The 13,771-nt window shown below is 63.0% G+C and carries 13 protein-coding genes; all 13 read left to right on the forward strand.

Annotated features, from left to right (window positions below):
* Positions 1-2: 2 nt before the first annotated feature.
* On the forward strand, positions 3-1,256 hold the full coding sequence (locus DFR43_RS04655; protein ID WP_133596187.1) for an NADH-quinone oxidoreductase subunit D: 1,254 nt from the start codon (positions 3-5) through the stop codon (positions 1,254-1,256).
* Positions 1,253-1,777, forward strand: coding sequence for an NADH-quinone oxidoreductase subunit NuoE (nuoE, locus tag DFR43_RS04660; RefSeq protein WP_211338598.1), 525 nt, complete (start codon positions 1,253-1,255; stop codon positions 1,775-1,777). Before DFR43_RS04655 ends, nuoE begins: the two co-directional genes overlap by 4 nt.
* Complete coding sequence (gene nuoF / locus DFR43_RS04665) at positions 1,774-3,126, forward strand: NADH-quinone oxidoreductase subunit NuoF (RefSeq protein ID WP_133596188.1); 1,353 nt, start codon at positions 1,774-1,776, stop codon at positions 3,124-3,126. Before nuoE ends, nuoF begins: the two co-directional genes overlap by 4 nt.
* Before the next feature lie 11 nt (positions 3,127-3,137).
* Positions 3,138-5,273 (forward strand): NADH-quinone oxidoreductase subunit NuoG, encoded by a 2,136-nt coding sequence (gene nuoG, locus DFR43_RS04670; RefSeq protein WP_133596189.1) that lies wholly within the window; start codon positions 3,138-3,140, stop codon positions 5,271-5,273.
* Positions 5,270-6,346, forward strand: coding sequence for an NADH-quinone oxidoreductase subunit NuoH (gene nuoH / locus DFR43_RS04675; RefSeq protein WP_133596190.1), 1,077 nt, complete (start codon positions 5,270-5,272; stop codon positions 6,344-6,346). The genes nuoG and nuoH overlap by 4 nt, the downstream gene beginning before the upstream one ends.
* Positions 6,347-6,359: 13 nt before the next feature.
* The gene (gene nuoI / locus DFR43_RS04680; protein WP_133596191.1) at positions 6,360-6,869 is read left to right on the forward strand and encodes an NADH-quinone oxidoreductase subunit NuoI; all 510 of its coding nucleotides are present in this window, start codon (positions 6,360-6,362) and stop codon (positions 6,867-6,869) included.
* Positions 6,870-6,888: 19 nt separating this feature from the next.
* Complete coding sequence (locus DFR43_RS04685; RefSeq protein ID WP_133596192.1) at positions 6,889-7,536, forward strand: NADH-quinone oxidoreductase subunit J; 648 nt, start codon at positions 6,889-6,891, stop codon at positions 7,534-7,536.
* A complete protein-coding gene (gene nuoK, locus DFR43_RS04690; RefSeq protein WP_133596193.1) occupies positions 7,533-7,844 on the forward strand; it encodes an NADH-quinone oxidoreductase subunit NuoK in 312 nt (103 codons plus the stop codon). Before DFR43_RS04685 ends, nuoK begins: the two co-directional genes overlap by 4 nt.
* A gap of 27 nt (positions 7,845-7,871) precedes the next feature.
* A complete protein-coding gene (gene nuoL / locus DFR43_RS04695) occupies positions 7,872-9,902 on the forward strand; it encodes an NADH-quinone oxidoreductase subunit L (RefSeq protein ID WP_133596194.1) in 2,031 nt (676 codons plus the stop codon).
* A gap of 13 nt (positions 9,903-9,915) precedes the next feature.
* Positions 9,916-11,391: an NADH-quinone oxidoreductase subunit M gene (locus tag DFR43_RS04700; RefSeq protein WP_133596195.1), complete on the forward strand. Its 1,476-nt coding sequence runs from the start codon at positions 9,916-9,918 to the stop codon at positions 11,389-11,391.
* A gap of 32 nt (positions 11,392-11,423) precedes the next feature.
* Entirely contained in the window at positions 11,424-12,911 is a 1,488-nt protein-coding gene (gene nuoN, locus DFR43_RS04705; RefSeq protein ID WP_133596196.1) for an NADH-quinone oxidoreductase subunit NuoN, read from the forward strand.
* A gap of 14 nt (positions 12,912-12,925) precedes the next feature.
* Positions 12,926-13,228 carry a DUF2818 family protein gene (locus DFR43_RS04710; protein ID WP_133596197.1) on the forward strand — a complete coding sequence of 101 codons (303 nt, stop codon included), beginning with the start codon at positions 12,926-12,928 and terminating at the stop codon, positions 13,226-13,228.
* An 83-nt stretch (positions 13,229-13,311) separates the two neighbouring features.
* On the forward strand, positions 13,312-13,767 hold the full coding sequence (locus DFR43_RS04715; protein ID WP_133596198.1) for a DUF1178 family protein: 456 nt from the start codon (positions 13,312-13,314) through the stop codon (positions 13,765-13,767).
* The last annotated feature ends 4 nt before the right edge of the window (positions 13,768-13,771 follow it).

Consider the following 13,771-nt stretch of genomic DNA (forward strand, 5'->3'; position numbering starts at 1 on the left):
TCATGGCTGAAATCAAGAACTACACCCTGAACTTCGGTCCGCAGCACCCGGCCGCGCACGGCGTGTTGCGCCTGGTGCTGGAGCTCGACGGCGAGGTCGTGCAGCGTGCCGACCCGCACATCGGGCTGCTGCACCGCGCCACCGAGAAGCTCGCCGAGCACAAGACCTTCATCCAGTCGCTGCCCTACATGGACCGGCTGGACTACGTCTCGATGATGTGCAACGAGCACGCCTACTGCCTGGCCATCGAAAAGCTGCTGGGCATCGAGGTGCCGATCCGCGCGCAATACATCCGCGTGATGTTTGCCGAAATCACGCGCCTGCTCAACCACCTCATGTGGCTGGGCTCGCACGGCAACGACTGCGGCAGCTCCACCATCCTCATCTACTGCTTCCGCGAGCGCGAAGACCTGTTCGACATGTACGAGGCGGTCTCGGGCGCGCGCATGCACGCGGCCTACTTCCGCCCGGGCGGTGTGTACCGTGACTTGCCGGACACCATGCCCCAGTACAAGGTCAGCAAGATCCGCAACGCCCGCGCTCTGGAGGAGCTCAACAAGAACCGCCAGGGCTCCTTGCTGGATTTCATCGACGACTTCACCCAGCGCTTTCCCAAGTACCTGGACGAATACCACACGCTGCTGACCGACAACCGCATCTGGAAGCAGCGCACGGTCGGCATCGGCGTGGTCAGTCCCGAGCGGGCGCTGAACATGGGCATGACCGGGCCGATGCTGCGCGGCTCCGGCATCGCCTGGGACTTGCGCAAGAAGCAGCCTTACGACGTGTACGACCGGCTGGACTTTGACATCCCGGTGGGCAAGACCGGCGACACCTACGACCGCTATCTGGTGCGCATGGAGGAAATGCGCCAGTCCAACCGCATCATCAAGCAATGCGTGGATTGGTTGCGGGCCAACCCTGGGCCGGTGATCACCGACAACCACAAGGTGGCACCGCCCTCGCGCGAAGCCATGAAGTCCAACATGGAAGAGCTGATCCACCATTTCAAGCTCTTCACCGAAGGCTTTCATGTGCCCGAGGGGCAGGCCTACGCCGCCGTCGAGCATCCAAAGGGCGAGTTCGGCATTTACCTGGTCAGCGATGGGGCCAACAAGCCCTACCGCCTGAAGATTCGCGCGCCGGGCTTTGCGCACCTGTCGTGCATGAACGAAATGGCCAAAGGCCACATGCTGGCCGATGCGGTGGCCATCATCGGCACCATGGACATCGTGTTTGGAGAGATTGACCGATGAGTGCGACTCCACGAGCCATCGAGCCCATGGCGTTTTCCGAGGCGACTTTGGCCCGCTTCGCCCGCGAGGTGGCCAAATACCCGCCAGACCAAAAGCAATCGGCCGTCATGGCCTGTCTGTCCATCGTGCAGCAGGAGCAGGGATGGGTCAGCCCTGAGGCGGAAAAAGGCGTGGCCGATTATCTGGGCATGCCCGCCATGGCGGTGCACGAGGTCACGACCTTCTACAACATGTACAACCAGCGGCCGGTGGGCAAGTTCAAGCTCAACGTCTGCACCAACCTGCCGTGCACCCTGCGCGATGGTGGCAAGGCCTTGCAGTACCTGGAGCGCAAGTTGGGCATTCACATGGGCGAAACCACGCCCGATGGCCTGTTCACCCTGCAGCAAAGCGAATGCCTGGGGGCCTGCGCCGATTCCCCGGTGATGCTGGTCAACGACCGCCACATGTGCAGCTTCATGACCCAGGACAAGCTCGACCAGTTGATCGACGGTCTGAAGGCCGCGGAGGATCAGGCATGAAGGCCAACCAAGTGCTCGAACAATTCCAGGCCCGCGGGGTCGAGACCTGTTTCCACGGCCGCCACATCAGCCCGCAGATCTATGCCGGTCTCGATGGCAACAACTGGTCGCTCAAAGACTATGAAGCCCGGGGCGGCTATCAGGCTTTGCGCAAGATTTTGGGCAAAGACGGTGGCGAGGGCATGACCCAGGACCAGGTGATCGCCACGGTCAAGGAATCCGCCTTGCGCGGCCGCGGTGGCGCGGGTTTTCCCACCGGGCTGAAGTGGAGCTTCATGCCGCGTCAGTTCCCTGGCCAGAAATACCTGGTCTGCAACTCGGACGAGGGCGAGCCAGGCACCTGCAAGGACCGCGACATCCTGATGTACAACCCGCACATCGTCATCGAGGGCATGGCGATTGCGGCTTACGCCATGGGCATTTCCGTGGGCTATAACTACATCCACGGGGAAATTTTCCAGGTGTACGAGCGCTTCGAGGCCGCGCTGGAAGAAGCCCGCGCCGCTGGCTACCTGGGCGACAACATTTTGGGCTCTGGTTTCAGCTTCCAACTCCACGCCCACCACGGGTTTGGGGCCTACATTTGCGGCGAGGAAACCGCGCTGCTCGAATCCCTCGAAGGCAAGAAAGGCCAGCCGCGCTTCAAGCCGCCGTTTCCAGCCAGCTTTGGCCTGTACGGCAAGCCCACCACCATCAACAACACCGAAACCTTTGCCGCGGTGCCGTGGATCATTCGCCACGGTGGGCAGGCCTACCTGGAAGTGGGCAAGCCCAACAACGGGGGCACCAAGATCTTCTCCGTCAGCGGCGATGTGGAGCGCCCTGGCAACTACGAGATTCCGCTCGGCACGCCGTTTGCCAAGCTGCTGGAGCTCGCCGGTGGCGTGCGGGCCGGGCGTCAGCTCAAGGCGGTGATCCCGGGCGGGTCGTCCGCGCCGGTGCTGCCGGCCCACATCATGATGGACTGCACGATGGACTACGACTCCATCAGCAAGGCCGGCTCCATGCTGGGATCCGGCGCGGTCATCGTGATGGACGACACCCGTTGCATGGTCAAGTCCTTGCAGCGACTGAGCTATTTCTACATGCACGAGTCGTGTGGCCAGTGCACCCCATGCCGCGAAGGCACGGGGTGGCTATGGCGCATGGTCGATCGCATCGAACGCGGCGAGGGCAAGCCCAGCGATCTGGCCTTGCTCGACAACGTGGCCGAAAACATCATGGGGCGCACCATCTGCGCGCTCGGTGATGCGGCCGCCATGCCGGTGCGCGGCATGATCAAACATTTCCGCCACGAGTTCGAGCACCACATCGAACACAAGACCTGCATGGTCCCGGCCTACGTCTGAGGCAACATCAAATGGTAGAAATCGAACTCGACGGCAAGAAAGTGGAGGTGCCACCGGGCAGCATGGTCATGCATGCGGCCGAAAAGGCGGGCACCTACATTCCCCACTTCTGCTACCACAAGAAGCTGTCCATCGCGGCCAACTGTCGCATGTGCCTGGTGGACGTGGAAAAAGCCCCCAAACCCATGCCCGCCTGTGCCACGCCGGTGACGCAGGGCATGATCGTGCGCACCAAGAGCGACAAAGCGATCAAGGCGCAGCAGTCGGTGATGGAGTTCCTGCTCATCAACCATCCGCTGGACTGCCCGATCTGCGATCAGGGCGGCGAATGCCAGCTGCAGGACCTGGCCGTCGGTTACGGAGGCGGGGCGTCGCGCTACCAGGAAGAAAAGCGCGTCGTGTTCCACAAGGATGTCGGTCCGCTCATTTCGATGGAGGAAATGAGCCGCTGCATCCATTGCACGCGCTGCGTGCGCTTCGGGCAGGAAATCGCCGGCGTCATGGAACTGGGCATGTCGCACCGTGGCGAGCACTCCGAGATCGAGACCTTCCTAGGGCAGAGCGTGGACTCTGAACTGTCGGGCAACATGATCGACCTCTGTCCGGTGGGCGCACTGACCAGCAAGCCCTTCCGCTATCAAGCCCGGACCTGGGAGCTGTCGCGCCGCAAGAGCATCAGCCCGCACGACTCCACGGGTGCCAATCTGATCGTCCAGGTCAAGAACCAGCGCGTCATGCGTGTGGTGCCGCTGGAAAACGAAGCCGTCAACGAGTGCTGGATTGCCGACCGCGACCGCTTCAGCTACGAGGCCCTCAACGGCGAGGACCGCCTGACCCGCCCGATGCTGAAGCAGGGCGGGCAATGGCAGGAAGTGGACTGGCAGACCGCGCTGGAGTATGTGGCCAATGGCCTCAAACAAGTGCAAGCCGCGCACGGCGCGGGGGCGATTGGCGTGGTGGCCAGCCCGCACAGCACGGTGGAGGAGTTGTTCCTCGCCACCGCGTTGATGCGCGGCCTCGGCAGCCCGAACATCGATACCCGCTTGCGCGCGGCCGATGACCACAACCGGGCACCCGCTGGATCGGCCCGCTGGCTGGGCATGCCGATTGCCGACCTTTCCACCCTCGATCGGGTGCTGGTGGTCGGCTCCAACCTGCGCAAAGACCATCCGCTCTTTGCCCAGCGCATCCGTCAGGCGGCTCGCAAGGGGGCGCAAGTGCATGCCTTGTGGGCACAGCCTCAGGACTGGGCGCTGCCGGTGGCCCAGGCGGTGCAGGCCGAGCCCGGCCGGTGGGCAGCCGCTTTGGCCGGGATCGCCGCGGCAGTGGCCGAGGCCAAAGGGGGGCCTGCCCCGGTGGCGGCCGAGATCACGCCTGCGGCCCGTGCCGTGGCCGCTTCGCTGCTCTCGGGCGAGCGCAAGGCGGTGCTGCTGGGCAACGCGGCCGCGCATCACGAGCAGGCGTCCAGTCTGCTGGCGCTGGCGCAGTGGATCGGTGAGCAAACCGGGGCTCGGGTGGGCTATCTGACCGAAGCGGCCAATACCGTGGGCGCGCAGCTGGTCGGGGCTCTGCCTGGGCCAGGCGGCCTCAACGCCACGCAGATGCTGACGGGCGGCCTCAAGGCGGCGCTGCTGCTGCAGGTCGAGCCGGGCCTGGACAGCGCGGCTTGCGGCCAAGGGCTGGAGCGCAGCGACATGGTCGTGACGCTGAGCCCCTTCAAGACCAATCTCGATGTCAGCGATGTGCTGCTGCCCATCGCGCCCTTTACCGAGACCTCAGGATCCTTCGTCAATGCCGAAGGCCGCCTGCAAAGCTTCCATGCGGTGGTCAAGCCCCTGGGCGAAACCCGGCCGGCCTGGAAAGTGTTGCGCGTGCTGGGCAACCTGCTGGGGCTGCCGGGCTTCGATGCCGACTCCTCCCAGGCCGTGCTGGCGCAAGCGCTGCCAGGCGTGGCCCCTGGGGCCATCGTTGATGCCGCGCGGCTGGACAATCGCACCCAGGCCCCCATCGACATCCACGCCACGATGGGCGAGCCGTGCGTGGCCGCGATTTACCAGCTCGACGGATTGGTGCGTCGCGCCCCGTCGCTCCAACTCACCGCTGATGGCCGGGCCGCCCGGCGTGCCGAAGAAGGGGTGTGCGCATGATCGACGCCATGTACAACGGTGGCCTCAACCTGCTGTCTGCCCCCTGGTGGCAGACCGCCGCTTGGCCCGTCATCTGGAACCTGATCAAGATCGTCGCCGTGCTCGCGCCCCTGATGGGGGCGGTGGCCTACCTCACGTTGTGGGAGCGGCGCCTGCTGGGCTTCATGCAGGTGCGCCTGGGGCCGAACCGGGTAGGGCCTTTTGGGCTGCTGCAGCCGATTGCCGATGCGGTCAAGCTCTTGAGCAAGGAGCTCATCAGCCCGACGGCGGCCTCCAAAGGGCTGTTCCGGCTCGGCCCCATCATGGCCATCATGCCGGCGCTGGCCGCCTGGGTGGCCGTGCCGTTTGGGCCGGAGGCCGTGTTGGCCAATGTGAATGCCGGGCTGCTCGTGATTCTGGCCATCACCTCGATCGAGGTCTATGGCGTGATCATCGCCGGCTGGGCTTCGAACTCGAAGTACGCCTTCCTCGGTGCGTTGCGCGCATCGGCCCAGATGGTCAGCTACGAAATCGCCATCGGCTTCTGTTTCCTGGTCGTGGTGATGACGGCCGGCAGCCTGCACCTGGGTGAGATCGTGGCCTCTCAGCAGAGCGGCATGTTTGCCGACATGGGGTTGAACTTCCTGTCCTGGAACTGGCTGCCGCTGCTGCCCATTTTCGTGGTGTATCTGATTTCCGGCGTCGCTGAAACCAACCGCCATCCTTTCGACGTGGTCGAGGGCGAGGCCGAGATCGTGGCCGGCCACATGGTCGAGTACTCGGGCATGGGCTTTGCCATTTTCTTCCTGGCCGAATACGCCAGCATGTGGCTGGTGTCTATCCTGGCGGTATTGATGTTCCTGGGTGGCTGGGATGCCCCGGTGGCCGCGCTGGACTTCATCCCCGGCTGGATCTGGCTGGGCATCAAGACGTTCGTGGTTGTTTCCATGTTCATCTGGATTCGCGCCACTTTCCCCCGCTTCCGCTACGACCAGATCATGCGTCTGGGCTGGAAGATCTTCATTCCCGTGACGCTGGTGTGGCTGCTGCTGGTCGGCGCCCTGATGCAGACGTCCTGGAACATCTGGAAGTAAGGAGGCCGCACGCATGTCTGCCACCGCTGTTGCTCCCTTCTCGCTGAAGGACTTTTTCAAGAGCTTCCTGCTGGTCGAACTGTTCAAGGGCATGGCCCTGACCGGCCGCTATGCCTTGCGCCGCAAGGTCACGGTCCAGTTCCCCGAGGAAAAAACGCCGTTGTCGCCGCGCTTTCGCGGCCTGCATGCCCAGCGCCGCTACGAAAACGGTGAAGAGCGCTGCATTGCCTGCAAGCTGTGTGAAGCGGTGTGCCCGGCCATGGCCATCACCATCGAGTCGGCGGTGCGTGACGACGGCACCCGTCGCACGACGCGCTACGACATCGACCTGACCAAATGCATCTTCTGCGGCTTCTGCGAGGAGGCTTGCCCGGTCGATGCCATCGTCGAGACCCACATCCTCGAATACCACGGCGAAAAGCGCGGCGACCTGTATTTCACCAAGGACATGCTGCTGGCCGTGGGCGATCGCTACGAAAAAGAAATCGCAGCGGCCAAGGCGGCCGATGCCAAATACCGCTGAAAGGCCAGGCAGAAACAACATGGATTACCAAGCGGGCTTTTTTTACGTCTTCGCGGCGGTGCTGCTGTTCGCCGCGTTCAAGGTCATCACCGCGCGCAACCCGGTGCACGCCGTGCTGTATCTGATGCTGGCGTTTTCGCAGGCGGCTGCGGTGTGGCTGCTGCTCAAGGCCGAGTTCCTCGGCATCACGCTGGTCTTGGTCTACCTGGGCGCGGTGATGGTGCTGTTCCTGTTCGTCGTGATGATGCTGGACATCAACGTCGATGCGATGCGGCGCGGCTTCTGGAAGCACTTCCCGTTGGCCGCCGTGCTCGGCGGCATCGTCAGCGCGCAGCTGATCGCGGTCCTGTGGGCAGGCTTTCCCACGCTCACTGTCAATGAACTGGCGGCCCAATCGGCCATGCACGATCCCGATCACTCCAACACGTACGAACTCGGCATCCTGCTGTACTCCGACTACCTGATGCCGATCCAGGTGGCCGCCGTCATCCTGCTGGTGGCCATGATTGCCGCCATCGCCCTGACGCTGCGGCAGCGCAAGGACAGCAAGTTCATCGATCCGGCCGATCAGGTGCGGGTGAAGGCCGCAGACCGGCTTGTGGTGGTGCCCATGGCTGCCACGCCCAAGGCCAGCGAGTCGGCCGCGGGCGAGGAGGGCAAAGCATGAGCACGTTGACACTGGGGCATTTCCTGTCGCTGGGCGCGATCCTGTTCGCGCTGTCGGTGGTCGGGATCTTTCTGAACCGGAAAAACCTGATCGTGCTGCTGATGGCCATCGAGTTGATGCTGTTGGCCGTCAACATGAATTTCGTGGCCTTTGCCCATTACTTGGGCGATTTGCACGGCCAGGTGTTCGTGTTCTTCATCCTGACCGTGGCGGCCGCTGAGTCTGCCATCGGTCTGGCGATCCTCGTCCTGCTGTTCCGCAACAAGTCGTCCATCAACGTGGATGAACTCAACACGCTCAAGGGCTAAGGCTCGGGGCCCAACGACTTCACAAGCATGAGTACAAGCCTTTCTGCAAGCACGCTGCTGGCGGTGCCTCTGGCCCCGCTGGTGGGGTCGGCACTGGCCGGCATTCTGGGCACCAAGTTTGGCGGCAACTGGTTCGGTCGTCGCCTCTGCCACTCGCTGACCATCCTCGGGGTGCTGGTGTCGTTCATCCTCTCGGCCATGACGCTCAAGGCGGTGGCCATGGACGGCGCCCGCTTCAACGAGACCATCTACGAGTGGATGGTGATCGGTGGGCTGAAGATGGAAATCGGCTTCATGGTCGATGGCCTGACGGCGATGATGATGTGCGTGGTGACTTTCGTGTCGCTGATGGTGCACATCTACACCATCGGCTACATGGAAGAGGACGCGGGCTACAACCGTTTCTTCGCCTACATTTCGCTGTTCACCTTCTCCATGCTCATGCTGGTCATGAGCAACAACCTGCTGCAGTTGTTCTTTGGCTGGGAAGCGGTGGGACTGGTGTCGTACCTGTTGATCGGCTTTTGGTACAACAAGCCGACGGCCATCTTCGCCAACATGAAGGCCTTCCTGGTCAACCGGGTGGGTGACTTCGGCTTCATCCTGGGCATCGGCCTGATTGCCGCGTATACCGGCACCCTGAACTACACCGAGATCTTCGAGAAGCTGCCCGAACTGGCGCATGTCGAATTCCCCTGGTACATCCTCGGCCAGGACGCCATGCTGATGACCGTCATTGGCATCTGCCTGTTCATCGGCGCGATGGGCAAGAGCGCCCAGTTCCCGCTGCACGTCTGGCTGCCGGATTCGATGGAGGGCCCCACGCCCATCTCCGCGCTGATTCACGCTGCCACCATGGTGACGGCGGGTATCTTCATGGTGGCCCGGATGTCGCCCATCTACGAGCTGTCGGACACGGCGCTGAATTTCATTCTGATCATCGGCGCCATCACCGCCTTGTTCATGGGGTTCCTGGGCATCATCCAGAACGACATCAAGCGCGTGGTGGCGTATTCCACGCTGTCGCAGCTGGGCTACATGACGGTGGCCTTGGGCGCTTCGGCCTATTCGGTGGCGGTGTTTCACCTGATGACGCATGCCTTCTTCAAGGCGCTGCTGTTCCTTGCAGCCGGCTCGGTGATCATCGGCATGCACCACAACCAGGACATCCGCTACATGGGCGGCGTGCGCAAGTACATGCCCATCACCTGGCTGACCTTCCTGCTGGGCACCCTGGCACTGATCGGCACGCCGCTGTTCTCGGGCTTTTATTCCAAAGACGCGATCATCGAGGCGGTGCACTTCAGCAACCTGCCGGCCTCGGGTTTTGCCTACTTTGCCGTGCTGGCTGGCGTGTTCGTGACGGCGTTCTACTCGTTCCGCCTGTATTTCCTGGTGTTCCACGGCGCGGAGCGCTATGACCAGAACCCGGAGGCGCACGGTCACCACCATCACCACGACGACCACGGCGACGGCAAGCCGCACGAATCGCCCTGGGTGGTGACGGTGCCGCTGCTGCTGTTGGCCATTCCCTCGGTGGTGATCGGCTACATGACCATCGGCCCGATGCTGTTCGGCGACTTCCTGGCCGATGCCATCACCGTGAACACCGAGGCGCATCCGGCCATGGCCGAGTTCGCCGCGGTCTTCAGCGGCCCGCTGGGCATGGTGGCACATGCTTTCTTCACGCCGCCGCTGTATCTGGCCGCCGCTGGCGCCCTGTCCGCCTGGTACATGTACATGGTCAATCCGGCCTTGCCGGCGGCCATCGCCCGCAAGCTGCGCCCGATCGTGGTCATTCTGGAAAACAAGTACTACATGGACTGGATCAACGAAAACGTCATCGCCAAGGCGGCTCGCGGCATCGGCGTGGGGCTGTGGAAGGGTGGAGACCGTGGCGTGATCGAGGCCGGGGTGGTCAACCTCAGCTGGAAGGTCATCGGGTTCTTCGCCGGCATCGTGCGCCGCGTGCAGACCGGCTACCTCTACCACTATGCCTTCGTGATGATCGTCGGTGTGCTGGCGTTCATGACCTACTTCGTCTGGCTCGCCAAATAAGGAGAACAAGAACATGGGTTTGCTGAGCCTTGCGATCTGGACGCCGATTCTTTTCGGTGTCGTCCTGCTCGCGATCGGTCGTGACGAGCATGCCAACATGGTGCGCTGGATCGCCCTGATCGGCGCGCTGCTCGGGCTGGCCGTGACCATTCCGCTGTACACCGGCTTCGAAGTCGGGTCTGCGGCGCTGCAGTTCGTCGAGAAAGCGGTGTGGATCGAGCGCTTCAACGTCCACTACCACCTGGGGGTGGATGGGATTTCGCTGTGGCTGGTGTTGCTGACCGCCTTCATCACGGTGATCGTGGTCATCGCGAGCTGGGAGTCGATCACCGAGCGCGTGAACCAGTACATGGGCGCGTTCCTGATCCTCTCGGGCCTGATGATCGGCGTCTTCGCGGCCGCCGATGCCATGCTGTTCTACATCTTCTTCGAAGCCACGCTGATCCCGATGTACCTCATCATCGGCATCTGGGGCGGGCCGAACAAGATCTACGCCGCGTTCAAGTTCTTCCTCTACACGCTGCTGGGCTCGCTGTTGATGCTGGTGGCGCTGATTTACCTGTACAACGTCTCCGGCGGCAGTTTCGACCTGGCCACCTGGCACCAGCTGCCGTTGGGCTCGACGGCGCAGACCTTGCTGTTCTTTGCCTTCTTCGCGGCTTTTGCCGTGAAGGTGCCCATGTGGCCGGTGCACACCTGGTTGCCAGACGTGCACGTGGAGGCGCCGACCGGTGGCTCTGCCGTGCTGGCCGCCATCATGCTCAAGCTCGGGGCCTATGGTTTTCTGCGCTTCTCGTTGCCCATCACCCCCGATGCCTCCCACGAGTGGGCAGGGCTGATGATCGGGCTGTCGCTGATTGCCGTGATCTACGTGGGTCTGGTGGCGATGGTGCAGCAAGACATGAAGAAGCTGGTGGCCTATTCGTCGGTGGCGCACATGGGCTTCGTGTCGCTCGGTTTCTTCCTGTTCAATGACTTGGCGGTGGCTGGCGCCATCGTGCAGATGATCGCGCACGGCTTTGTGTCGGCCGCGATGTTCCTGGGCATTGGCGTGCTCTACGATCGGGTCCATTCCCGCGAGATCGCCGCCTATGGCGGCGTGGTCAACACCATGCCCAAATTCGCTGCATTCGCCTTGCTGTTCACCATGGCGAACGCCGGTCTGCCGGGCACGGCCGGATTCGTGGGGGAATGGATGGTGATCCTGGGGGCCGTGCAAGTCAACTTTTGGGTCGGCATGGCAGCGGCCACGGCGCTGATCTTTGGGGCCTCGTACTCATTGTGGATGTTCAAGCGGGTCTATCTGGGCGCTGTCGGTAACGACAACGTCAAGGCGCTGCTGGACATCAACAAGCGCGAATTCTTTGTGATGGCGTTGCTGGCGGTGATGGTGCTGTACATGGGCATCCATCCCAAGCCTTTCACCGATGTGATGATGCCGTCCGTGACCGAACTGCTGCAGCATGTGGCGGTTTCCAAGCTGCCCTGAGCCGCCCTCACTGGTTTTGAAAGAGCACCACAATGATTGACAGTCTCAGCTGGGCCACGGTCTATCCCGAACTGCTGTTGCTGGGTATGGCCTGCGTGATCGCGATCTACGACCTGTTCGTGACTTCGCCACTGCGTGGCGCCACCCACCGTCTGACGCTTCTGACCCTGGCCGTGGTGGCCGTGCTGACCGGTTATGCCGCCGCCAGCGGGGAGACGATTGCCGGCTTTGGCGGGATGGTGGTCAGCGACCCGATGGGCAACTGGCTCAAATGTTTTGCCACCATCGCCATGATGGTGACACTGGTCTATGGCCGCCCATATGCCGGCGCCCGTGACATGCTGCGGGGCGGTGAGATGTTCACCCTGTCCATGCTCGCGCTGCTGGGCATGTTCGTCATGATTTCGGGGCACAACTTCCTGGTCATTTATCTGGGGCTGGAACTCTTGACGCTGTCGAGCTATGCCCTGGTGGCGCTGCGCCGGGACGATCTTAAGGCCACCGAAGCAGCGATGAAGTATTTCGTGCTTGGCGCGCTGGCCAGCGGCTTCCTGCTTTATGGCTTGTCGCTGGTCTATGGGGCCACGGGCTCGCTCGACATCCCGACGGTGGCACAGGTGATTGCCGCAGGCGTCGATCAGCCGCAAGTGCTGGTGCTGGGCCTGGTGTTCGTGGTCGCTGGTCTGGCCTTCAAGCTCGGCGTCGTGCCTTTCCACATGTGGGTGCCCGATGTCTATCACGGCTCTCCCACGGCGGTGACGTTGATCATTGGTGGCGCGCCCAAGCTGGCGGCGTTTGCCATCGTGATCCGCCTGTTGGTCGAAGGCCTGGTGCCCCTGGCATTCGACTGGCAGCAGATGGTGGCCGTGTTGGCGGTGGTGTCGCTGCTGGTGGGCAACCTCGCGGCCATCGCGCAAACCAACATGAAACGCATGCTGGCGTTTTCCACCATCGCCCAGATGGGCTTCATGCTGCTCGCGTTCGTGGCTGGCGTGGGCGCGGGCGGTGACGGCAGCAACATGGCCAATGCCTACGGGGCCGCCATGTTCTATGTGGTGACCTATGTGCTCACCACGCTGGCCACTTTCGGTGTGCTCCTGCTGCTGACCCGGCAAGGTTTCGAATCGGAGGACATCGCCGATCTGGCGGGCTTGAACCAACGCAGCCCACTTTACGCCGGGGTGCTGGCGGTCTGCATGTTCTCCTTGGTCGGGGTGCCGCCGCTGGTGGGCTTCTATGCCAAGCTGTCGGTGCTGCAGGCTTTGTTGGAGGCCGGTGGCAGCGCGCACCTGTGGCTGGCCGTGTTTGCCGTGCTGATGTCGCTGGTGGGGGCTTTCTACTACCTGCGTGTGGTGAAGGTGATGTATTTCGATGCCCCGACGCAGACCGCGCCGATCGAGGCGCCGCTGGACGTGCGGGCGGTGTTGTCCGTCAACGGGGCCCTGGTGCTGGTGCTGGGCATCATCCCCGGCGGGCTCATGGCCTTGTGCGCCCAGGCGGTGGCGGCCATGCTGCTCTAAAGTAAGCTCCTGGCATGACATCGTCCTTTTCCGTATGGCTGGTCATTGGGCTGGCCGTGTTGTTGGCCAATCTGCCCTTTCTCAATGAACGCGTGCTCGCGGTGGTGCCCTTGAAAGGCGGCCTCAAGCCCTTGTGGGCGCGCGTGTTGGAGTTGGTGCTGCTGTACTTCGTCGCTGGCGGGGTGGGGCTGGCGCTGGAGCACCACCAGGGGCAGATCTATCCCCAGGGGTGGGAGTTCTACGCCGTCACGGCATCGATGTTCCTGACGTTTGCCTTTCCCGGTTTCGTCTATCGTTATCTGCTGCGTCGGCACTGAGCCGGGTGCCGTCGCTTGGCCCCGCTGAAGGGGTATTGGGCTGCCACCGGCCCGCAGGTGGTTGAGCCGCGATAATCCTAGCCATGAAAGTCTTGGATCTGGCCTGTGCCCATGGGCACGTGTTCGAAGGGTGGTTTGCGTCCGAGGACGACTACCTGGCCCAGCGTGAGCGTGGCCTTTTGGAGTGCCCGGTCTGCGGCGTCAAGGACGTGGAAAAGCGGCTGACGGCACCCCGGCTGAACCTGGGCAAAGGCCAGCCGCCGGCCGGGCCCGATGCCGCACAGACCACGCCGCCATCCCAAGGCCCCCTCGAAGCGATGCAAGCGGCGTTTTTGCAGGCTCTCCAACACATGGTGGCCCGCACCGAGGACGTGGGCGAGCGTTTTGCCGACGAGGCACGGCGCATCCACCATGGTGAGGCGCCGGTTCGCGGCATTCGAGGGCGGGCCTCTGTCCAAGAGGCCGCCGAGTTGGTGGAGGAGGGTATCGACATCGTGCCGCTGCCCGATCTCCCCCTGCTGAAGAAAACCCTCCAGTGAATCC

It is taken from the genome of Tepidicella xavieri (assembly GCF_004363315.1).
Taxonomy (GTDB): Bacteria; Pseudomonadota; Gammaproteobacteria; order Burkholderiales; family Burkholderiaceae_C; genus Tepidicella; species Tepidicella xavieri.

Excerpts from the sequence above, each read along its gene's own strand:
- DFR43_RS04655 (WP_133596187.1), top strand. The coding sequence starts at position 3 with ATGGCTGAAATCAAGAACTACACCCTGAACTTCGGTCCGCAGCACCCG.
- nuoE (WP_211338598.1), top strand. The coding sequence starts at position 1,253 with ATGAGTGCGACTCCACGAGCCATCGAGCCCATGGCGTTTTCCGAGGCG.
- nuoF (WP_133596188.1), top strand. The coding sequence starts at position 1,774 with ATGAAGGCCAACCAAGTGCTCGAACAATTCCAGGCCCGCGGGGTCGAG.
- nuoG (WP_133596189.1), top strand. The coding sequence starts at position 3,138 with ATGGTAGAAATCGAACTCGACGGCAAGAAAGTGGAGGTGCCACCGGGC.
- nuoH (WP_133596190.1), top strand. The coding sequence starts at position 5,270 with ATGATCGACGCCATGTACAACGGTGGCCTCAACCTGCTGTCTGCCCCC.
- nuoI (WP_133596191.1), top strand. The coding sequence starts at position 6,360 with ATGTCTGCCACCGCTGTTGCTCCCTTCTCGCTGAAGGACTTTTTCAAG.
- DFR43_RS04685 (WP_133596192.1), top strand. The coding sequence starts at position 6,889 with ATGGATTACCAAGCGGGCTTTTTTTACGTCTTCGCGGCGGTGCTGCTG.
- nuoK (WP_133596193.1), top strand. The coding sequence starts at position 7,533 with ATGAGCACGTTGACACTGGGGCATTTCCTGTCGCTGGGCGCGATCCTG.
- nuoL (WP_133596194.1), top strand. The coding sequence starts at position 7,872 with ATGAGTACAAGCCTTTCTGCAAGCACGCTGCTGGCGGTGCCTCTGGCC.
- DFR43_RS04700 (WP_133596195.1), top strand. The coding sequence starts at position 9,916 with ATGGGTTTGCTGAGCCTTGCGATCTGGACGCCGATTCTTTTCGGTGTC.
- nuoN (WP_133596196.1), top strand. The coding sequence starts at position 11,424 with ATGATTGACAGTCTCAGCTGGGCCACGGTCTATCCCGAACTGCTGTTG.
- DFR43_RS04710 (WP_133596197.1), top strand. The coding sequence starts at position 12,926 with ATGACATCGTCCTTTTCCGTATGGCTGGTCATTGGGCTGGCCGTGTTG.
- DFR43_RS04715 (WP_133596198.1), top strand. The coding sequence starts at position 13,312 with ATGAAAGTCTTGGATCTGGCCTGTGCCCATGGGCACGTGTTCGAAGGG.